The following is a 20,208-nucleotide window of genomic DNA, read 5'->3' as shown; positions in this document are numbered from 1 at the left end:
CGTTCCTGATGGGCGCGGCGCTGCCCTGCTGCTCTCGGAAGCGGGCATGATGACCGCCCTGTGGCACCCCGACGCTCTTCCGTCCCTGGCGCTGGGAAGGCACCACTCGGCCCTGCGGCCCCTGCCGGGCGTGGCAACTCACAGCCGTAGACCAGGAACAACCCTCGATGGCGGTTGGACGGGTAGCCCCACTCAGAGCAAGGCCACCCTGAACATCACTGGCTTTTTCGTGGCCTGGGACGACAACAGTTTCACGTCCTTGAAGCGCAACCTGGGCGCGTTGGGTGTCCTTGTGTCCGAATGGTGGCGTCTGGAAGCGGGCGGTACGCTGAGCCCCGAGTCCCCCGGAAAGAACGCGAACATGCGCGCGTATGTTGCGGTGCACTGCCCAGGGCTGCCCATGATGCCGCTGGTGAACAACTACGACCCCATAATGAATTGCAAGGGTTTAGTGGAGGCGTAGTTCAGGATGGGTGGTTTGTTCCTCAAAGGCCACCGGGGAACGGTAGCAGGGCGACGAATGGCGACGTTGCCGGTTGTAAAACACCTCGATCCACGCGAACACGTCACTGCGGGTTTGGGCACACGTCCCGGGTTCCTGGCGCAGGTCGAGTTCAACCTTGAGGGTTGAGAAAAAGCGTTCCTGCACGGCGCTATCCCAACACTGCCCTTTGTTGCTCATGCTCTGAACCGCCTCCAGGCGCTCCAGGGCTTGTCGGTAGACCTCACTGCTGTATTGGCTGCCTCGGTCGGAGTGGTGGAGCAGCCCGGTCTCGGGCTGCCGTCGCTGCCAAGCCATGTTCAGCGCCGCGGTGACCAGCGGCGTGTGAAGACGTTCGCTCATCGCCCAGCCGACAATTTTTCTGGAGAACAGGTCCATGACCGTGGCCAGATACAGCCAGCCCTCCGTCGTCGGCAGAGAGGTGATGTCCGTGACCCACTTCCGATTCGGCCGGTCGGCACTGAACTCTCGGTTCAGCAGATTTTCTGCGGTTGGGTGAGCCGATGAGGCCTTGGTCGTCACGCGAAACGGCCGCTTGCAGCGGACCTCAGCGTCCGCTGCCTTCATCGGTCGCCCGATCCGCTGTCGGCTCACCCGCTCTCCCTCATCTGCGAGATCCGCTTGAATTCTCGGGGTTCCGTAAGTCCCTCGGCTTCGCTGATGACTCGCCCTGATCTTCTCGGTCTGGGCGCGGTCTTTTCGCGCTCTGACACGCTCTGGCCTTCCCCGCGTCTGCGTAATACCCGCTCACACCGACCTCCAGCACCTGACACATCAGCTCCACCGGAAACTCTTCCTGGTACTGCTGAACGAAGGCGAAGATCAGCTTTGTTTGGCGAAGAAGGCCACGGCTTTTTTCAACACATCCCACTCCTGACGGGCAATCTCCAGTTCACGCTCCAGATGCTTGATCCGTTCTTCCTGTTCAGAACGCGCAGGGAAGCCACGCCCCGTCAATACAGGGCGTCCCACAGCCTTCTGCACCTCCTGCCGCTTTTTCCAGCGCACGACGTAGTGGGGAGGGACGCCGAGGTCGCGGGCGATTTGGGCACAACTTTTGCCCGTGGCTTCGACCAGCCGCACGGCCTCCTGCTTGAATTCAGCGGTGTAGTTCTGCCGAGGGGTCGTCATATCTCGCTCCAGTCTGAATCAGACTGAACTTTCCCTCCACAAAACCCTGGCAAGGCGACAACCGAGCTGCTCCGGTATAGGCCATGCCGGCCGACACCGCGAGAATCGTTTTTGCCCCGCCGCCGACGATCGCTGCGGTGTGATGCGACCGGCTCAATCGCTCCAAGGTCGCACGTTCCTCTTCCGTCAGGGCTCGCAGAGGGTTTTTCGGGACACGGGGTATCCTCAAAGCCTACAACTATGGCAAGTAACCCACCAGTAGAAAGAAGATTGCACGTTACATAGCCTCTCCTCTTCCTCCTTCGAAAACGCCACAGGCGGCGTGCAATGGCCGCCCATGGCGCTCGATACACATCCAGGAGCATTTTGGGATTGCATTGACAGAGGTGTGTGTCTGGGGCTACTTGGAAAGACTTGGCTTTACTGCTCAGGTTCCTCGACCGACGCATACGGAGGCGGCTTCTCCCAAAGAGCAGGGGACGTTCATAAAAAAGTCGAGGCGGCGCTGAGCGTTGCTCAGGCAGCCTACCCCGAAAAGCAAGTTCGCCTTTGGGTCCAGGACGAAGGACGTTTTGGCCTTAAGCCCGTGTTGAAGCGCTTCTAGGCGCTTCGAGGTAAGCGGCCTGTGGTTGCTCAACACCGGCGTTATCAATGGCTCTACACGCCGTTTAGGGCTTGAGGCTGGGGTAGCCGAGTAGGACGGAGACGAGGAAAAATGGAGACGGTATGTGCAGATACCGTCACCATCATAGTTTAGGTCGTCGTGCGGTGATTCGTCAGCTCCACCGTTGGGCGAAGCGGCACTTCAGCGATCTGAAGCGATTTAAGCATCAGAAGCTGACGGATGCCCTGCTCGTGGCCCTCTTGCTCGCTCGCTTCGTGTTCAAGCAGCCGTATCGCTCGATCTGGTGGAACATGTTGAGGGAAGACCGCGTCGGTCTTCCCTCCTACAGCCAGGCGTACATGCGAAGCGTGCGTCTGCTGGAACGCCTCGAAGCCTTGGTCAGCCCCGCCAAACGCTGTGCAGAAGTGATCATTGACTCCATGCCGCTCCCGGTGTGTCGCCCGAAACGAGGCAAGCGGTGCAAGTTCCCGGGAGCGAAATGGGGGTTTGGGACCCAGGGCGACGTGTACGGGTACAAGCTGCATGCCTGGGTGACACCCGCAGGGGAGATCGTCCAGTCCCTCCTCAAACCCGCCAATCTTCACGACACCACCGTCAGCTATGAGTTGAACCGGAGGTGGCCTGAGTTCGGCGGGCCAAAGATCATTGGGGACAAGGGCTATTGCTGCCTGGGCGACCTGTTCCCACCCAAGAAAAACACCCGCTATGACAACGGGTGGCGGCAAGACCGCCACCCAAAGCTCCGCAAACGCATTGAAACCGTCTTTTCACAATTGGTCGAAGCTCAAATTCGCTCCGTTCAGACCAAAACACTTCCCTCTCTCCGGCTCCGCGTCGTCCTGGCCTCGCCCATAACCTCGCTCAGCCCTAAACGGCGTTCTACACCTACATTTTCGTCGAACCTCAGACGGGCCAAGGTGAATTCCTGATCTTTCCCACGGTTAACATCCCATGAATGGAGACCGCTCTGAGAGAGTTCAGTCGGGCTGTCGACCCTCAGGGTCGACAGCTTATTGTACTTCTACTCGACCAAGCGGGCTAGCACATGGGCAAGAAACTCAGTGTTCCTCCCAATACCTTTCTACTCCCATTTCCAGCCTATACACCTGAACTTTCCCCAGCAGAACCCATGGTCATGAAACTGAAAGCACCATTGGCCAATAAAATAATACGAGACATTCAAGAAATCGAAGATTTGATCGTGCGAGAATGTGAAAAACTTAGAAGTTGTCCTCAGGAAGTAAAGTCGCTGACGCTCTTTTCATGGATCAATCACGTTCTAAACTCATCTTAATCACGTATAATGGTACTCCGTTGAGTCTGTAACTGCTGGCGAAGAACACGGGGGATTCCCACTCTTTGCGTACCGCGCTGACCCCAGAAACACGGGCGCCATCCATCAGGTTCCCGCCAGTCAACGGAGTACCAATAAAGGAGGCTCCAAGAACCCTATCAAATACTAAGAAATGCAGTGTATTCAGTGTAAAACGCGATAGGGAGCCTGTCTCAGGCTCCCTGTTTTCATCAGAAGCGGTCAGGTGAGCTGTTCCAGGATGGTGAGATCCTGAATCTTCTTGTCCTCCGCGAGGAGCAACACCTTACTGACGACTTCAGAAGTGCGGGGGTCCGGATCAGCGAATGGCAGGAAGATGCGGCCCTGGTGCTGGTTGTGCACCGGAATGACGCACAGGAATCCCCCGGGGAGGCGGTGAACGGTGCCCGAGCCCAGGTGCACGGTGTAACTGGCGTAATGCCCCTGGATCAGCGCGTGGGAGTTGTCGATGCGGACGTTGGTCAGTTTGAGCAGGCGCAGGGTTTCGCGCAGGAGGTCTGCCCGCATCTCCACGGTGCTCTGGCTGGCTTCGGGGTCCACACCGCCCACATGCGCCACACTGACCACCAGGTCGAGGTCACGCATGGTTTCACTGAAGAGACGGGGAGGCACGGCGCTGAGCAGCATCGCTTCCTGCTCGTCACGGCGAACGAAATACACAGCGCTGAGGGGTGAGCCTTCCACTTCGTTGGGCGTGCCGTACCCCACGGGCGTGTCCACCCAGACGTTGATGCCTTCGGCGTGGTAGGTCTTGCGCACGCCCTCCTCGTAGACGGTGACCCAGCCGCGCGTCTTGAACAGCCCAGCGGCCTGGGTGGGCTGCACGTGATGACCGGCATACCGGGTGCTGCGGTAGGCGTCACTCTCGGCGGGGGTGATGGGATAGTACTCGCGGAACACCTGCTTGAACGGCTGAACGAGCCCTTCGAAGATCACGCGTTCCTGAAAGGTAATCCAGTGACCGGATACGAACAGGTCATGCGGGTGCGCGAGGCGCAGGGCCTGTTCGCCAATCTGCTCGTCTCCACCCACCGTCTGGAGGCTGTCGCCCTGCCACCATCCGACCGGACCTTCGTTGAGCACCCACACCAGCGAGCGCAGCATGGGAGAAATCACCGGGTGACGGGCAAGGTCGCGCAGTTCCTGAGGCTGGAAGTGGTCACCGCGGACCATCGCCTCTTCGAGCGCAGACCGCATCCGCTTGCGGGTGGCCTGCAACTCCGTCACAGCAGCGCGAATCGCCACGACTCCGGGGTCCTTCTTCAGCGCGGGCGGCAGGGCTTTGAGGGTCTTCTCGCCGCGGATGACGCGTAAGCTGGCTTCCCCCGCCGCGCTCAGGTCAACGGTAAGGGTGACGCCGCCCGATTCCACGGCCTTCTGCCAGTCGGGCGCGAGCCGCGCTTCCATCGCCCACATCAGGCGCTGAGGATCGAGGTACCCGGCGGTGCGGGCCAGGTTGTGCATCCCGATGTCTGCCGCAAGGCGCTCACTGGCCTGACGCTGGGCACCGAACTGCTTGGCTTCCCGGCGGAAATCCGACAGCAGCCGGTACCGGCTTTCGAGTTCCGCAGCGGCCACCGCCTTCTTGCGGCTGAAGGGCAGCAAGCCCAGGGCGCGCACCGCGTCGCCGTTTCGCTTCTCGGTGATGCGGGTGCGGAGCGCAGCTTCGGAAATATGCCCCAGGAGCGTCTGGGCGAACAGTTCAGCGCGCTTGTGCCCGCCGCTGCTGGACGCGTACTTGGCGGCGCTCAGCAGGGCCGTGAAAGACGCTGCACCGAGCGACTTGTACATCTTGCGAAACCACGCGACGTCCACGGCCCCTTCTGTCAGGCTGTCGGTGCCCAGGGGCGTGCGCTCGCTGATCTCCGCTTCCCAGGCTTCGCGCACTTCCGGAGGCACACTCCAGCTGTTGTCGCGGGTGTGGGCGTGCAACCAGTAGACCCCATCTTGCAGGCCTTTCCACTTCAGCTTCGCTTGCACCAGCGCGGACCACTGCGGCGCGAACATCGCCAGGTCCAGCAACCGGGCGTCGCTGACCTTCAGATCCTCCACCCCCTTGCTGAACGCCGCGGGGGTGTCTTCCGGCGCAGGGAAAGACATGCGGATCAGGTGACTGAACGTTCCGTCCCGGCTGGTGCCCGAAGAGCCGCGCCTGAGGGGGTTTTTGCCCAACGAAGCCAGCAGGGGCAGGGTCCAGCGGGCACCAGCGACGCTTCGCAGATTCAGGGCAGCGTTCGTCGCGGGCGTCTCCAGGTCCCCACGGACCGATTCGACCTCCAGGACGCGCTCGCACACCTGATTCACTGCCTCCAGCCACAGGGGCGTGACGGGCAAGTCCTCGCGGAGCGTGCGCGAGGTGTAGGTCTGGAGTTCGGGGTGCCCGCCGCCACTCGCGCGTGGTCCAATCAGGGTATCGAACAGGTCGTGCTGCGACGCCCACCCCTGTTCCTGCGCGTGAAGCAGTAACGTCAGATCCGGACGTGAGCGGGGAAGATTCGCAAAGGCGCGGTCTTGATAGACCTGGAGCGTCCAGACCCGCTGGAGATGCTCGGGGAACCAGCCGGTGTTGTTCATCGGGCGTGCGAGCCAGGCCACGAGATCTCGCGGATCTTCTCGCCGCCAGGTGTACTGGGGGTGCGTCACCACCTGCGCGTCACGGGGCACGTAAGTCAGGCCGGTCTCCCAGGCGCCCAGCGCCAGTTCGGCATCCACCGCATCGGCGTTCTTCCCCAGAAAACCCACAATCATGCTGACCACGCCCCGGTAGCGTAGGTCGAAAGGAACGCGCGGTCCCAGAACGCGCTCGATGGTCTGCGCGCGCAGCCTGGCCAGGGTGACCTCCGCCTCCACGACTTCGGGAGCCACCGGCACTTCAGGCTCAGGAGTGTTGTCGCCGAGGTCCTCGCCAAAGTCCTCATCGCCCAGGTCGTCGTCGGCGGTCTGCTGCTCTTTCAGGGCGATCTGGTGCCCGAGGGCCCAGTGCATGCGGATAAGGTCACCCGGACGTGCGTCAGTGCGGCGAGTCCACCACTGCTCCCACAGCTCCATCAGCGGCGGCGGGTCACCCCGCAGTTGCCACGGCTGGGCGTTCCCGAGCAGCAGGGTCTCCTGCCCGTCCCATCCCGCGCCTGTCAGGGGACGCTCACGGTGCGTGTGAACGTACCCGTCGAGGTGCTGCAAGAGGGACGCGCCCCGGCGCGCGTCCTGCGCGTACTCGCCTTCCCGCGCGTGTAGGTCAGGCACGGGAACGAGCTGCTGAGGATCGAACAGGCCCAGCCCGTCCGCGAGGGTCAAGGTGCTACCCGGATCGGTGATCTGGGCCACCAGCGTCTCTTCGGTGGTTCCGCGCGGCTGGAAGTCCGCCGGGAGTTCCCCACCGACCTCCAGCAGCAGCTGAAGTCCCGCCTGGCGCTGCCCGGCATTGCGGGTGGCAAGCAACTTCGCGGCGCTGAGTTGTCCCCGTTCTGGGTCACGCGCGAGCAGGCGAATCAGGCCCCGCCGCAGGTCCGCACTGCGGCGCTTGAGAAGGGTGCAGACCACGTCCGCTTCCTCAGGAGTGAGGTCCAACTCGGCAACCACCTTCAGGGCCTGCTCGGAGACCGCACTCTGGGAGTCTTGCAGCAGGGCCAGCACGAGGTGACGGCTTGCGGCATCCAGAACCTGGGGTAGCTTCTCCTTGAGCAGCGCTGCGACGCGGTACTTCCCGTTACTGCTCATCTGGGACAGGTGTGGGGTCAGGACGCTGATGTGCTGATCCCCCACGAACGCGGTGAGGGCGTCGGTCACGTCGCTGCGCGCGGGGGTCTGACCCCACCAGGGAAACACCAGGGGAACGTGCTGCTCGTCCCTGGGGAGCCGCGCGGCGTACGCTTCCAGCGCCTGGAAGCTCAACGCGCTGGTCTGGGTGCTCCAGGCGTTCACGTGGCCCACGACCAGCGCACTGATGCGGACGTCGGGGTCTTCCAGCAAGGGGGCAAGCTCGGTCTGGGGCAGGAGCCCAGCGGCCAGCAGGAACTGCGCAGCGGCCATACGGCGCTCGGCCTCCGCGTCGGCCAGGAGCGGTCGGGCGAGTTCGCTGGCCTGCTGGGCGTCGCGCATGGCGAGGGTGAACAGGGCCAGGTACGCGTCCACAGCAGTACCGGACTGTACGGCGACGTGCGCCGAAGCGGGGTCTTCCAGGTAGCCCAGCGCCTGGGCGAGCAGCTTGCGAACAGTCTTGACGTCTCCCACGTCGTAGTTCAGGCCGAACCACACGTCTGCCGCACGCAGGCACGTGGCGAAGCGCAGCAGGTCTTCTTTGAGAATCAGGTGCAGGAATCGCACGAAGGCGTCCAGGTTGGCCTCATCGACCGTTTCGAGAATGATCTGCCTCAGTCCCTCCTGACGCTGCGCGGCCACCAGCAGGCCTTCGGCAAGGTCCCACGCCTCGGAACGGCGGCTGGCAAGCAGGGCCAGGGGAACGTGGCGTCCCATCCGCGCGGTCTCGTGCTGGGTGGAGGCGGTGTCCCGCAGCACCTGAAAGACCGTGTCGTCTCCGTCATCGAGGGCCTGAGCGAACAGCAGCCCCAGGGCGTGCGATTGCCAGCTGGACAGCAGGCCCGCGTGAACGGCGAACCATTCCAGCTTCTGCGGGTAATCGCGCGTGGCGTTCCAGGCGCTTAGCATCCACGTCGCCGCGCGCCTGGCCTGCAAGGGGTGCCCGGGCGCGCGGAAGGCGCGTCGGCCCGAACCCAGCGGATAGGAGTGGCGGGTCAGCAGGGCGCTGAGCGTCCGGGCGGCGGTCTCGGAAAAGGCAGGGAAGAAAACAGAGGTGAGTTGCTCCAGGGTGGAGGTTTCACCCCCAAGAATGGCGCCGGCAAGACGCTCGGCCAACAGATTGAGTTTTTGGTAGTGGTACTCGGTGGCCAGCTCGGCAGCGATGTCGCGCAGCGGTTGAGGAAGCGACTGGGCGCGCGCCAGGAAAGGTTTTTTCCAGGGCTGCTGGAAGGTGGCAAGGTGCTCCTGAACGTTCATGCTCAGCCGCCTGCCAGGGCGGTGAGGCGCAGCAGGAGCAGGGTGCTGTCGGGCTTCAGGGCAAGGGGTTGATGCAGGGCTTCAATCTGCTGGTCATCCACGAAGACGTAGTACAGACCGTCGCCGAAGGCCTGGAGCGCGCGGCGCACAGCGTCCTCGACGTTGACCTCTCCGGAGCGTTCCTGAGGAGCGACCACGATCTTGCCCTGCGCTGCACCCTGGGTGAGTTCCTTTTCGGTCAGGACGCGCAGGAGACCCACGCTGTTCTGGCGTTCCTGGTGGCGCTGCACTTCGTCGTGGACCAGGTGGGTCAGCAGGCTGGCAAGGGTGTGGGCTTCGTCTGGGAGCTCAACTGGTCGGCGCTCAAAGGGAGTTCGGCGACCGACGACTTTCGTCTCGACGATCACGGGAAAGTCGGGCCCGCAGCTGGAAATGTGATGGTTTTCACACTACAATTGTAGAACAACACGGTCTTTATGTAAATAGCGTAACAGGTCACGACCAGCGTTGCTGCCGCGCAGGCAGGTCAGGACGCGGCCGTGTACTTCAACGGCCAGCCTATCAAAGGCGTGGGGATCACCGAGCAGGGCAAGACGTACGTGAAACTGCCCTGCTCGGACCTCAAAAAGGCCGGAGCGCCAATGTGGCAACCCCATCCGCGCGCGGCTCGGCCACCAGCACATCCAAACCGCTTCGGTGACGCAGAGGTGAATGACCCCACCGCCGGTGCAGAAGTGCGGAAATGCGGGAAGTAAGCTCAATTTCAGTGTATTCATCGCCCCTTCTTTCCACGCAATAGAATCGTTGGGTGACCATCCTCGCTGTACCCACGGTCCTTGACCAGCTCAAGGCCCTGTCCCATGAGATCCGCTACGGGTTGATTCGGCACCTTGCCCAGGGCGAGCGCTGCGTCTGTGACCTCGAAGCGCTGCTGGAGCTGCCACAATCCAAGGTCTCCTATCATCTGGGCATCCTCCGCGAGGCGAAACTTGTTCGCGCCGAGCAGCGTGGCAAGAACACGTACTACACCCTGAAACAGGACCAACTTTTCAAGTTGGGTGGCGCGCTATTGACCGAGATATTTCCAGACAACCTTGCCTTGACTCATCAAGTTAAATCCATATGCTGATGGGATGACTCGCGTCCTGATCCTCTGCACCCACAATTCCGCCCGCTCGCAAATGGCCGAGGCCCTCACCCGCGAGGCGGCCCGGAAAACAGGCCTTGACCTTGACGTTCACTCGGCGGGGACCGAGGCCACCCGGGTCAAGGACGACGCGAAGACCGTCATGGCCGAGATTGGGCTGAGTCTGGAGGGGCACACCAGCAAGACGCTCTACGACGTGCCGGATCCGCAGAACTTTGATTACGTGGTCACGGTCTGTGATTCTGCTGCAGAGGCGTGCCCCGTCTATCCGGGCAAGACCACCCGGCAGCACTATCCCTTCGCCGATCCCAGTGGCGGCAGTCTGGACCGCTGGCGAGTGGTGCGGGACCAGCTTGGGAAGCAGTTTGAGGCGTTTGTGCAGGCGTTGAAGGAAGGGCGTCCCGTGCCCGAGACCTATGCGGACAGCCCCACCGTTACGGTTGCCTGATGACCGTCCCACTCCTGCGCGCCCTGGCCGCAGAACTCACCGGCACCTTTGCGCTGATTTTTTTCGGTCCTGGTGCAGCGGTGGTGCAGGCCCAGACGGGTATGCTCGGCCACCTGGGCGTTGCTGTGGTCTTCGGCTTAACGGTCATGTCGGTCATCGCGGCCCTCGCGCCGATAAGCGGCGCGCATATCAACCCCGCCGCTACCTTCGCGCTGACCCTGGCGGGGAAATTCCCCAGGGAGCGGGTGCTGCCTTACGTCGGCGCGCAGCTCACCGGCGCCATCCTGGCCGCCTTCGTGCTGCTGGTCATGTTCGGTATGAAAGGGAACCTCGGGGCCACAGTTCCAACCGGCAGTGTTCTCCAGGCATTCACGCTGGAGACCTTCCTGACCTTCTTCCTTCTGCTGGTGGCCCTGCGTTCGGGGCTGCCCTGGGTGGTAGGCGGCACGGTGGCGCTGGAAGCGGCAATGGGCGGCCCTATCACGGGCGCGAGCATGAACCCGGCGCGCTCCTTTGGTCCGGCTCTTGCCAGCGGCATCTGGACGGCCCACTGGGTGTACTGGCTCGCCCCGCTGCTCGGTGCCGCGCTGGCTGCAGCCGCCAACCACTTCCTCAGCCCCGGAGAAGTCATTGAAGCGCAGCCTCAGCGGGCGCAGGAGTTCGTGTCTGAAGGAGAACCGGTATGACACACCAAGCTCTCCACAGGCCCCCGTATCCTCTTCCTCTGCACCGGATACCGCTCTCGTCGGGCAGGAAGATGGAAGCAGACCGAACTCGGGTGAACAGCTGGGAAATGGGACGGGCAGGGCGGAGTAGATTGAGGCCGGCACAGGGAACGCCATAGGCGGCGTGCTGTGCCTGAAGGACGTCCCTCTCAACATCCAGTCTTTGGGTACGGACGTCGTGTCATGCGTGCACCACGTTCGCCTCATCATTCCTCCATTCGGTAAACCAGGAAAAACCGCACCAGCATGTTTTTCAAACCGCACCAAGACACATCCAATGATCAAGTTCATCCTGATGCGGAGATAGGCGCGGACGCAAAGCCGATCAGCATGAGTCAGATCAATGCGGTGGTCGACGAGGAGGAGCGGTCAGACATCCAGTGGCGTCTCACTTATGGTCACCGACGGGCACAGCATCTGCCCCATCTCTCACCGGCAACGCTCGGGGTCATCTTGCCTCACCGTGAGCGGGGGGACGGGACAAAATATCCACTCGGCCTCTGTGGTGAGCGTATCCACCGTTTAGCTCGACTCTTTGGTGTGATTGATAGCCACGACGGTCTCACCTGTCAGCCGGTGTCTAAGACGGCGCAGACATCTGAGGAGGCCCAGGCAGAATTCTGGCAGCAGCGGGGGAGACAGTTCGATCCAGCAGCAGTTGATGCCGCATTGCCACGTCACGCCTCCCGCACGAGAATGATGTCCAGCACGCGGGGGCCGTGCACGCCCTCCACACGGCTGAGCTCAATGTCTGAAGTGGCGCTCGGGCCGCTGATCCAGGTCATCGGTTGTCCGCGCAGCGCACTGCCGCGAAGGTGCATCGCCGCTTCTGGCACGCTGTCCATTACCTGACGTTCAAACACGACGCAGATGTGATGGTCGGGGACCAGGGTCAGTGCCCGGCGTCCTTGCCCAGCGCCATGGTCGAGCACGACAGTGCCCGTCTCTGCGATGGCTGCCGCCGCTCCCGTCACAACGGAATGCACCGCCCTCAGGTCGGTGACGCCCGGTTCATCACGGATGACTGCAAGGCCTCCGGGCAGCCATTCAGCAGGCAGATCCTGCGGAACGGCCACACGGCCACGCCCCCTCAGCAGGTCTCCGATGGCCTGCTGGAGTTGCGCTCGCGTCGTACGCAAGACGTTGGCGCGGTATTCCGCCGCGTATTCCGCGAACTGCTCGGCGATGTCCCACTGATCCCGGACGGAGGGACGAACGGGAACACGCTCAAAGCGGTCCTGCGCGCGTCCTGCCGCGCGGTTGGTGCGGGTGAGGATCTCCAGCCTCGCTTCTGCGGTCATACCGCCCCCCGGTTGTCACGCTGCGGTGCGGTGACTTCCCCTTCGCTCGTCTGGGCGTTGCCGTCGGTCTCCCTAAGCTCGGGAGCCGGGCGTTGCCTCCACCACTCCCGGAAGGTCTGCTTGGGAAATGCGGGGAGGTCCCGGGTGTTTGTCCAGCCGCTCAACATGCCTGGAAGCGCGTGAATGGCCCCGTGCTTCACGAGAGGTCCCTGTCCGGTTCGCGCAAGCTTGATGGCACCTTCAAAACGGAAGGGTTCGCTCATGACCCAGGCGGCCGTCTTGAAGGCCGCAGCCTCTAACGACAACGGCTTGGCCTCATTGATCTTGCCGCGTAGGTACAGCAGCACTTCCGGGATGTTGATCTTCACGGGGCAGGCGTCGTAGCACGCGCCGCACAGGCTGCTTGCCCACGGGAGGGTATTGGCGTTCTTGTCCTCCAGATGCAGCAGTTGCGGCGTAAGGATCGCGCCGATCGGCCCGGGATACACGCTGCCGTACGCGTGCCCCCCCGCCCGCTCGTACACCGGGCAGACGTTCAGGCACGCCGAGCACCGGATGCAGCGCAGCGTCTGACGGCCCACTTCATCCGCGAGGACGTCGGTCCGGCCGTTGTCCAGCAGGACCAGGTGGAACTCTTGCGGGCCATCTCCCGGAGTCACGCCGCTCCAGAAGGAGGTATAGGGATTCATGCGCTCGGCGGTGCTGGAACGGGGGAGAAGCCGCATAAACACCGCGAGGTCCTCCCACTTCGGCAGCACCTTCTCGATGCCCATCACGCTGATCAGCACGTCCGGCATGGTCAGGCACATCCGGCCATTGCCTTCGGATTCTACAATGCAGACCGTTCCAGACTCTGCAACGGCGAAGTTCGCTCCGGACACCGCCACTTTCGTACTCAGGAACTTCTCTCGGAGGTATACCCGGGCCGCTTCCGCAAGGACTTTTGGGTCGTCCGTCAGGAGTTCCGCACCCAGCTTGCGTTGGAAAAGCTCCCGGATTTCCGCACGGTTGCGGTGAATCGCTGGAACCAGAATGTGGCTGGGGCGGTCATCCGCCAACTGCACGATGAGTTCCGCGAGGTCCGTTTCGATCGCGTGAATGCCGTGCGCTTCGAGCCCCGCATTGAGTTCGATCTCGTCGGTGGAGATCGACTTGACCTTGATGACTTCCCGCGAACCGTACGACGCGGTGAGACGGGCAACGATCTCCCGGGCTTCTTCCGCGTCCCGCGCCCAGTGCACCTGTCCTCCCCGAGCTTGTACGGACGCTTCCAGTTCCAGCAGGTAATCGCTGAGGTTGGCCATCACGTGGTCCTTGATGGCGGCGCCCTCATCCCGCAGCGCTTCCCAGTCGGGCAGTTCAGCGACCGCGCGTTGACGCTTGTCGCGAATGGTCGTTGTGGCGTGCCTGAGGTTGCGGCGCATCTGCGCGTTGCTCAGCGTGGTCCGGGCAGCCTCCTGAAAAGTCCGGGCAGGCTTGATCCCACCGGCACTCACGCGTAGACCTCCCCTTCGGTGCTGGCGAGGATCTCCGCAAGGTGGACTGTGCGCGTACCGCTCTGCAACCGGCTGAGCCCTCCGCCGATGTGCATCAGGCAGGAGTTGTCTCCTGCGGTACACGCCTCCGCCCTGGTGCTCATCACGTTCTGGACCTTGTCCGCGAGCATCGCGGTGCTGGTATCGGCATTCTTCACGCTGAAGGTCCCACCAAACCCGCAGCACTGGTCCACCGCAGGCAATTCAATGAGATTCAGGCCCCGGACGTTTTGCAGGAGGCGCAGCGGCGCGTCTCCCACCCGCAGGACCCGCATGGCGTGGCAGGTCTGGTGGTAGGTGACGCGGTGCGGGTAGTACGCGCCCACGTCCTCGACCTGCAACTGGCTCACGAGGAACTCGCTGAGCTCAAAGACGCGCGGAGTGAGGGCCTGGACTTCCCGCAGCAGCGCCTCGTCGCCGGCCCACTCGGCGGCCCTCGGGTACAGGTCGCGGACCATCCCCACGCAGGATCCACTGGGGGCGACGACGGTGTCCGCGTCCCGGAACGTCTCCACGAAGTGCCGGACGAGCCGGAGCGCGTCTTCCCGGTAGCCGGAGTTGAAGTGCATCTGCCCGCAGCAGGTCTGCCGGTCGTTGAAGCGCACCTCATGCCCGAGGCGTTCGAGGAGACGCACGGTCGCCTCGCCCGTGCGGGGAAACATCGCGTCGTTAAGACACGTAATAAACAGGTCGATCTTCACAGGGAAACCTCAGGCGAAAAGGAGCGCTGGGACGTTCAGGGGCCTGTGCCGTGCGCGTCCCGGTCGTCCCCCGCCGGTTCAGGAGTGCAGGGGTTGTGCTCGGCCCAGCTGAGCGAACAGCGCGAGCCGCTGGGATGGGACGGCAGTCGTGGGTTCAAACGTATCCAGGGCTTCGGACTGGAGGACGACGCTCCGCAGACTGCCAGCGGGAATGCTTCCGGACGCTTCGGCCTGCACGAGGAGATTGCCGATCAAGGTGGCCTCGACAGGACCGGCGATCACCCTGCGGCCCGTGGTGTCGGCGAGCAACTGGTTGAGGAAGCGAACTTGCGATCCCCCACCCACCACGTGGAGGGTGGAGATCATGCGGCCCGTGACGTCCTCCAGCTGGAGGAGGACTTCCGCCGTACGCAGGGCCAGGCTCTCCAGGACGCAGCGGGTGATTTCCGCGGGCGTCGCGGGAACAGCCTGACCAGTCTCGCGGCAGTACGCCTGAATCCGCTGGGGCATGTCGAGGCCGGCGTGAAGGAAGCGTCCGTCGTCCGGATCGACCAGGGGTCCTCCTGCGGCGGCCTCAGCATCCGCGTACAGCTGCGCGAAGTCGGGACTGCCCCACGCGCGGCGGCACTCCTGCACGATCCACAATCCCATGACGTTCTTCAGGAGTCTGGTGGTGCCGTTCACGCCCGCCTCGTTCGTGAGGTTGTACTGCAGGGCCTCGGGCGTCACGACAGGACTTAAGGTTTCCACGCCGACCAGGGACCACGTGCCGCTCGACAGGTAGGCCCAGTCGTTTCCAACGGCAGGCACGGCCGCGACTGCACTTGCGGTGTCGTGCGTGGCGGGCGCCACCACGACGGTGCTGGTCAGCCCCGTCTCCTGCGCTACGGCGGGCGTAACTTCACCCAGCACGGTACCCGCGGGAACGATATCCGGGAAAAGGACTGGGGGGAGCCCGAAAGCCGTGATGACCGGGGCCGACCAGGCATCCTCGCGGGGATCGTACAGCTGCGTGGTGCTGGCGTTGGTCCGTTCTGTGGCCCGGCGTCCACTCAGCCAGAAGTGCAGCAGGTCCGGGACGAGCAGCAGCTGGCAGGCACGGTTCAGGATGCCCGGTGCTTGACGCTCATGCGCCACGAGCTGATACACCGTGTTGAACGGCAGGAACTGAATCCCAGTGGACGCGTACACCGCACTTCTGGGCAGAACGTTCAGGCAGTCGTCCATCACGCCACCGGTCCGGGGATCCCGGTAGTGGTGAACACCATCCATCAGCAGGTCGTGCTCATCGAGCAGCGCGTAATCCACTGCCCAGGAATCCACTCCCACGCTGTGAATGTGGCCGTGCTGCGCCGCGAGGCGCAGGCCGTGCAGAATCTCCTTCCATAGGCCAAGGACGTCCCAGTACAGCCGGCCCTGGACGGGCACCCCCCCATTTGCAAAGCGGTGCACGACGTTCACGGAGAGCTTTCCGTCCTGGATGGTGCCGATCGCCACGCGGCCGCTGGACGCGCCGAGGTCAATGGCGACGTGACGCTTCACTTCAGCGGACATACGCGATGGGCACCCCACCGTCCACCGTGAGGATCCCCCCGGTGGTCTTGCTCGCCGCGGGCGTGGTGAAGAAGTACGTGGCCTCCGCGATGTCCTCGGGGAGGATGTTGACTTTCAGCGTGTTGCGCTGCTTGTAGAAGTCTTCGAGCTGATCTTCGCGGATGCCGTACGTCGCGGCCCGCTCGGCGCGCCACTTGCCGTCCCAGATGGCCGAGCCGGACAGGACGCTGTCGGGGAGGACGCTGTTCACGCGGATCCCGTGCGCCCCGCCTTCTTCCGCCAGGCAGCGGGCCAGGTGAATCTCAGCGGCTTTGGCCGTGCTGTAGGCCGCGGCATTTTTCCCAGCAGCGAGGCTGTTCTTGCTCCCGATGAACACCAGGTTTCCGCCGGTCCCCTGGACCTTGAGGACCTTGAACGCTTCCCTGGCCACCAGGAAATACCCAGTGGAGAGGATGTTCTGGTTCTTGTTCCACATCTCCAGGCTGGTTTCTTCAATGGGCGCGCTCGAAGCGATGCCGGCGTTGTTGACTACGACGTCCACGCCACCGTACTGCAGGATGGCGTGGGTGTAGGCGGCCTGCACCTGCTCCTCACTGGTGACGTTCATGCCGGTGCTGGTGGCGCGCTTGTATCCCCGCTCCTCCGCAATCTCCTGCGCGACCTGGCGGCCCCCCTCATCGTTGAGATCTGCAATCACGACGTGGGCTCCGTCCTGGGCAAGGCGGCGGGCGATGGCGCGTCCGATGCCACTGGCTGCGCCAGTTACCAGGGCAACGTGCCCTTCGAGGACCTTGGGAGCGGGTTTCTGCGCGAGCTTGTACAGTTCCAGCGGCCAGTACTCCACCGCGTAGGACTCCGCAGCCGTCAGGGAGACGAATCCGCCAAGGCTGCTGGCACTCTTCATGACCTGAATGGCGCGTAAGTACAGCTGACGGGAGACGTCAGCACCTTGAGCGTCCGGTCCACTGTTGATCATGCCGAGCCCGGGAATCAGGACGACGCGGGGGCTGGGCGTGAACATCACGTCCCCTTCGCCCTTGTTCTCCTCGAAGTACCCTGCGTACTCTGCTTTGAACCGCTCGACAGCGTCCTTTGCTGCGGCGAGCAGAGCGTCTTTGCCCTGCTCGGGTGTCCAGCTTAAGAAGAGCGGCGTGCGCTTGGTGTGCACGAGGTGATCGGGGCAAGCGGCCCCCACCTGCGAGAGTTCGGCGGCCGCATTGGAATTCACAAACTCCATCACTTCAGGGCTGCGGTCGACATTCAGGACGACGGGCCGCGCGCCTTTCATGGCGCCGCGCAGGACGGGAAGCACCTCAGCGAGCAGGGCGTTCGCCTCGTCCTCCGGCAGGCTGTGCACCTTCACTCCGCCGAATGGTTGCTCTTCTTGATGGGCGTCGAGGTATGCCTGCGCTTCGCCAATGATGCGCAGGGTGGTCTCGTAGCTTTCCTTGGCGGTGTCGCCCCAGGTGACCAGGCCGTGCTTGCCCATCACGACGGCTTCGAGCCCCGGGTTGTTCCGCACGGCGGCGCCAATCTGCTGGCTGAGGGTGAAACCGGGGCGGATGTAGTCCACCCACGCGGCACGGTCTCCGTAGATCTCCCGCATGATGTCCGGGCCGTTGGGCGTGCAGGCAATGGCGATGATCGCGTCCGGGTGCGTGTGGTCCACGTGTTTGGCGGGGACAAAGGCGTGCAGCAGCGTCTCGATGCTCTGCCGAGGACGTCCAGGCTCGAAGACGGTGCGCTCCAGGTACGCGGTCATCTCCTCGTCGGTCATGCTCGGCCGCTCAAAGAGGGGGAGCACCTCGTCGAGTTTCAGACCTGCGAAGCCCTTCTCCGTGATGGACGCGATGTCGCTGCCGGAGCCCTTGACCCACAGCACGGTGACGTCCCGGCCGAGGTGATCTTTCTCGACGCTCTTGGTGCTGGTGTTCCCACCGTAGATGTTCACCAGCGTGCGGTCGGCACCAAGGAGGTTCGAGCGGTAGGTCAGCGCGGCGAGGTCATCGCTCTGAGGGGCCTGGGCGTCGTTCCAGCGGTTCTGAATCACAGTCTTGGTCTGGGTTGCGGTCATGGGGTCCTCCGGAGTTGGGGGTGTGGGAGAGCTGACCCAGCTGGAAAGGCGGGCCTGAGGCAAGGCGTGCGGGAGAGGGTGTCAGCTCTTCACGGGAAACCCACCACCGGCGGCGGTGGCAGTGCCGCGGTCACGCCTGACTTTGTCCTGGTAGCCGCTGGCACGGTGGACGGCGACGGGGTCTTCGGGAAGCCCTTTCGAGCGGCGCCAGCCCGCCAGCAGGGGGCGGACGTCTGTGCGGAAGGCGTCCATCAGGGTGCGCTGCGCTTCGAGGACGTCTCCGGCCTGCTGGGCAGCGTGGAGACGTTCGCGGTCGATCAGCAGGGCTTTGGCATACGCTTCCTGGCAGTTCAGAACGCTCTGAAGCATGGCTTCGACTTTGGGTTCGATGTTGTGGCTCTGGTCGATCATGTACGCGACGTTGTGGGCGGTGGTCTGCGTCAGGGTGTCTTCGGACCGCTCGGCGCTGAGCAGTTCCGCGTAGATGCAGAAGAGTTCGAAGGGGTTTGTCGTACCGACGATCAGGTCGTCGTCCGCATACCGCCTGGCGTTGAAGTGGAAGCCGCCGAGGCGCCCCTCATCGAGGAGGAACGCGACGATCTGCTCGATGTTCACGCTCTGCGCGTGGTGGCCGAGGTCGACAAGCACCTGCGCTTTGTCACCGATGGCGAGGCAGTGGGCGTACGCCGCGCCCCAGTCGAACAGGTCCGTGGCGTAGAAGGCGGGTTCGAAGAGCTTGTACTCGACGAGCATGCGGCCGCCTTCAGGAAGGGCGTCATGGACTCGCTTCAAGGCCTGACGCACACGTCGTTTTCTGGCGCGGAGGTCGTCTTGCCCGGCGTAGTTGGTGCCGTCTGCGAACCAGAGCGAAAGGTCCCGGGAGCCGGTCTGCTTCATGATTTCCACGCAGTCGAGCAGGTGGGTCATTGCCTGTTCGCGCACCTGCTCATCTGGATGGGCGATGCTGCCCAGCTTGTAGGCGTCGTCCTGAAAGACGTTGGGGTTGATCGCGCCGAGGGTCACGCCGCGGCTTTCGGCGAAGCGGCGGAGTTCGGCATAGTTGCTCACTGCGTCCCAGGGAATGTGCAGGGCGACGCTGGGGGCGATGCCGGTGAGTCGGTGCACCTCGGCGGCGTCCTCGATCTTCTCCCACACGTCCCGCGCGGCACCTGGAGCGGAGAAGGTCTTGAAGCGCGTGCCGGAATTGCCATAGCCCCAACTTGGGGTTTCGATGCGCTGCTGGTCCAGCGCGGTGGAGAGGGCGTCAGCGTTCATTGTTCCTCCTGGGTCACGAGTTTGACGTCGGCCGCGTCGAGCGCAGCGCGAATGTCGGCTGGGGGTGCGCGGTCGGTGATGAGAATGTTGACCTGATCCAGCGTGGCGATGGTGGCCAGCGCGCGACGCTCGAATTTGGAAGCGTCGAGCATGGCCACGACGGTGCTTCCAGAACGGATGAGGGCCTGCTTGGCTCCGACTTCCGGCAGGTGAGGGTCAGTAAATCCAGTGGCGAACGAGAACGCTTTGGCGGAGAAAAACACCTTGTCCGGGTGGAGGCGGGCGATGGTGTCCATGAAGAAGGCGCCGACAAAGGAACGGGCGGGCGCGTGGAAGTTTCCGCCGACCATCAGGAAGGGCACGCCGTTTTGCGCGAGGACGTTGGCAGCGTCAAGACCGCTGACGATGGCAGTGACTTTGCGGGTGTGCAGGATCTGCGCGAGGGCGAAGGCGGTGGTGCTGGCGTCGAGGGCGACCACGTCGCCGTCCTCAATCAGGTTGAGCGCAGCTCGGGCGATGCCTTCCTTGGCCTCAGTGTTCTTGGTGGCGCGCAGCTGGTGGGCGATTTCCTCACTGGCCTTTTCCAGCAGCCGGGCGCCGCCGTGGACGCGTTCCAGCAGGCCCTGTTCGGCGAGCTGATCCAGGTCACGCCGAATGGTCATTTCGTGGACGCCGAGTTCAGCTGCCAGGTCCTTGATCTTGACCACGCGGTCTGCCAGGGCGCGGCGCAGGATCAGGTGCTGACGCTCAGCGCCCACCTTGAAGACTTCGGAAACCATGCGCATAATCTAACACCACTCGCACCAAAAATGACAAGACCTTGCAATTTTTCGAGTACGGGTGT

Annotated in this window: 18 protein-coding genes and 1 pseudogene; 7 read left to right on the top strand and 12 right to left on the bottom strand. The window is 63.4% G+C overall.

Annotation, left to right across the window (positions count from 1 at the left end):
• The first annotated feature begins 46 nt into the window (after positions 1–46).
• Entirely contained in the window at positions 47–463 is a 417-nt protein-coding gene (locus B9A95_RS09200) for a glycoside hydrolase family 18 protein (protein WP_084046691.1), read from the top strand.
• On the opposite strand, the gene B9A95_RS09195 is transcribed toward B9A95_RS09200, so the two are convergent.
• Together B9A95_RS09195 and B9A95_RS09190 are read right to left on the bottom strand one after the other, a co-directional pair.
• The gene (locus tag B9A95_RS09195) at positions 449–1,243 is read right to left on the bottom strand and encodes an IS3 family transposase (RefSeq protein ID WP_139806624.1); all 795 of its coding nucleotides are present in this window, start codon (positions 1,241–1,243) and stop codon (positions 449–451) included. The two genes, B9A95_RS09200 and B9A95_RS09195, sit on opposite strands and share 15 nt — an antisense overlap.
• Positions 1,244–1,324: 81 nt before the next feature.
• Positions 1,325–1,633, bottom strand: coding sequence for a transposase (locus B9A95_RS09190; protein WP_084046688.1), 309 nt, complete (start codon positions 1,631–1,633; stop codon positions 1,325–1,327).
• 269 nt (positions 1,634–1,902) lie between these two features.
• Between B9A95_RS09190 and B9A95_RS36995 the strand changes: the two genes are divergently transcribed.
• Positions 1,903–2,142, top strand: a complete 240-nt coding sequence (locus B9A95_RS36995) for a helix-turn-helix domain-containing protein (protein WP_084046687.1) — start codon at positions 1,903–1,905, stop codon at positions 2,140–2,142.
• A 217-nt stretch (positions 2,143–2,359) separates the two neighbouring features.
• Positions 2,360–3,187, top strand: a complete 828-nt coding sequence (locus B9A95_RS09180) for a transposase (RefSeq protein WP_245808221.1) — start codon at positions 2,360–2,362, stop codon at positions 3,185–3,187.
• A 605-nt stretch (positions 3,188–3,792) separates the two neighbouring features.
• On the opposite strand, the gene B9A95_RS09175 is transcribed toward B9A95_RS09180, so the two are convergent.
• Genes B9A95_RS09175 through B9A95_RS31920 form a run of 3 tightly spaced genes read right to left on the bottom strand, consistent with a single transcriptional unit; the run spans position 3,793 to position 9,380 of the window.
• The gene (locus B9A95_RS09175) at positions 3,793–8,604 is read right to left on the bottom strand and encodes a DUF4132 domain-containing protein (RefSeq protein ID WP_084046686.1); all 4,812 of its coding nucleotides are present in this window, start codon (positions 8,602–8,604) and stop codon (positions 3,793–3,795) included.
• 2 nt (positions 8,605–8,606) lie between these two features.
• Positions 8,607–9,011, bottom strand: coding sequence for a hypothetical protein (locus B9A95_RS09170; protein ID WP_245808220.1), 405 nt, complete (start codon positions 9,009–9,011; stop codon positions 8,607–8,609).
• 42 nt (positions 9,012–9,053) lie between these two features.
• Entirely contained in the window at positions 9,054–9,380 is a 327-nt protein-coding gene (locus B9A95_RS31920; protein WP_139806623.1) for a hypothetical protein, read from the bottom strand.
• Between the two features lie 32 nt (positions 9,381–9,412).
• Between B9A95_RS31920 and B9A95_RS09160 the strand changes: the two genes are divergently transcribed.
• From B9A95_RS09160 to B9A95_RS36990, 4 genes and pseudogenes are all read left to right on the top strand, one after another.
• Positions 9,413–9,733: an ArsR/SmtB family transcription factor gene (locus B9A95_RS09160; RefSeq protein ID WP_084046683.1), complete on the top strand. Its 321-nt coding sequence runs from the start codon at positions 9,413–9,415 to the stop codon at positions 9,731–9,733.
• Between the two features lie 4 nt (positions 9,734–9,737).
• On the top strand, positions 9,738–10,199 hold the full coding sequence (locus B9A95_RS09155; RefSeq protein WP_084046681.1) for an arsenate reductase ArsC: 462 nt from the start codon (positions 9,738–9,740) through the stop codon (positions 10,197–10,199).
• Positions 10,199–10,885, top strand: a complete 687-nt coding sequence (locus B9A95_RS09150; protein WP_084046680.1) for an MIP/aquaporin family protein — start codon at positions 10,199–10,201, stop codon at positions 10,883–10,885. Before B9A95_RS09155 ends, B9A95_RS09150 begins: the two co-directional genes overlap by 1 nt.
• A 285-nt stretch (positions 10,886–11,170) precedes the next feature.
• Positions 11,171–11,566, top strand: a pseudogene (locus B9A95_RS36990) (HD-GYP domain-containing protein); the annotation flags it as partial.
• Positions 11,567–11,601: 35 nt separating this feature from the next.
• Here B9A95_RS36990 and B9A95_RS09140 read toward each other — a convergent pair.
• The 7 genes from B9A95_RS09140 to B9A95_RS09110 form a co-directional block, all read right to left on the bottom strand.
• Positions 11,602–12,225, bottom strand: a complete 624-nt coding sequence (locus tag B9A95_RS09140; RefSeq protein WP_084046677.1) for a LutC/YkgG family protein — start codon at positions 12,223–12,225, stop codon at positions 11,602–11,604.
• Entirely contained in the window at positions 12,222–13,721 is a 1,500-nt protein-coding gene (locus B9A95_RS09135) for a LutB/LldF family L-lactate oxidation iron-sulfur protein (protein WP_212648282.1), read from the bottom strand. Before B9A95_RS09135 ends, B9A95_RS09140 begins: the two co-directional genes overlap by 4 nt.
• Complete coding sequence (locus tag B9A95_RS09130; RefSeq protein WP_084046675.1) at positions 13,718–14,461, bottom strand: (Fe-S)-binding protein; 744 nt, start codon at positions 14,459–14,461, stop codon at positions 13,718–13,720. The genes B9A95_RS09135 and B9A95_RS09130 overlap by 4 nt, the downstream gene beginning before the upstream one ends.
• 78 nt (positions 14,462–14,539) lie before the next feature.
• Positions 14,540–16,015: a rhamnulokinase gene (locus tag B9A95_RS09125; RefSeq protein WP_084046673.1), complete on the bottom strand. Its 1,476-nt coding sequence runs from the start codon at positions 16,013–16,015 to the stop codon at positions 14,540–14,542.
• Positions 16,005–18,089, bottom strand: coding sequence for a bifunctional aldolase/short-chain dehydrogenase (locus tag B9A95_RS09120; RefSeq protein ID WP_084046672.1), 2,085 nt, complete (start codon positions 18,087–18,089; stop codon positions 16,005–16,007). Before B9A95_RS09120 ends, B9A95_RS09125 begins: the two co-directional genes overlap by 11 nt.
• A gap of 81 nt (positions 18,090–18,170) precedes the next feature.
• A complete protein-coding gene (gene rhaI / locus B9A95_RS09115; protein ID WP_084046670.1) occupies positions 18,171–19,364 on the bottom strand; it encodes an L-rhamnose isomerase in 1,194 nt (397 codons plus the stop codon).
• Positions 19,361–20,143: a DeoR/GlpR family DNA-binding transcription regulator gene (locus tag B9A95_RS09110; RefSeq protein ID WP_084047121.1), complete on the bottom strand. Its 783-nt coding sequence runs from the start codon at positions 20,141–20,143 to the stop codon at positions 19,361–19,363. Before B9A95_RS09110 ends, rhaI begins: the two co-directional genes overlap by 4 nt.
• Positions 20,144–20,208 lie beyond the last annotated feature (65 nt).

Source organism: Deinococcus hopiensis KR-140, assembly GCF_900176165.1.
Taxonomy (GTDB): Bacteria; Deinococcota; Deinococci; order Deinococcales; family Deinococcaceae; genus Deinococcus; species Deinococcus hopiensis.
Note: the sequence above shows the minus strand (reverse complement) of the source record. Positions and strands in the feature narration are given on the sequence as shown.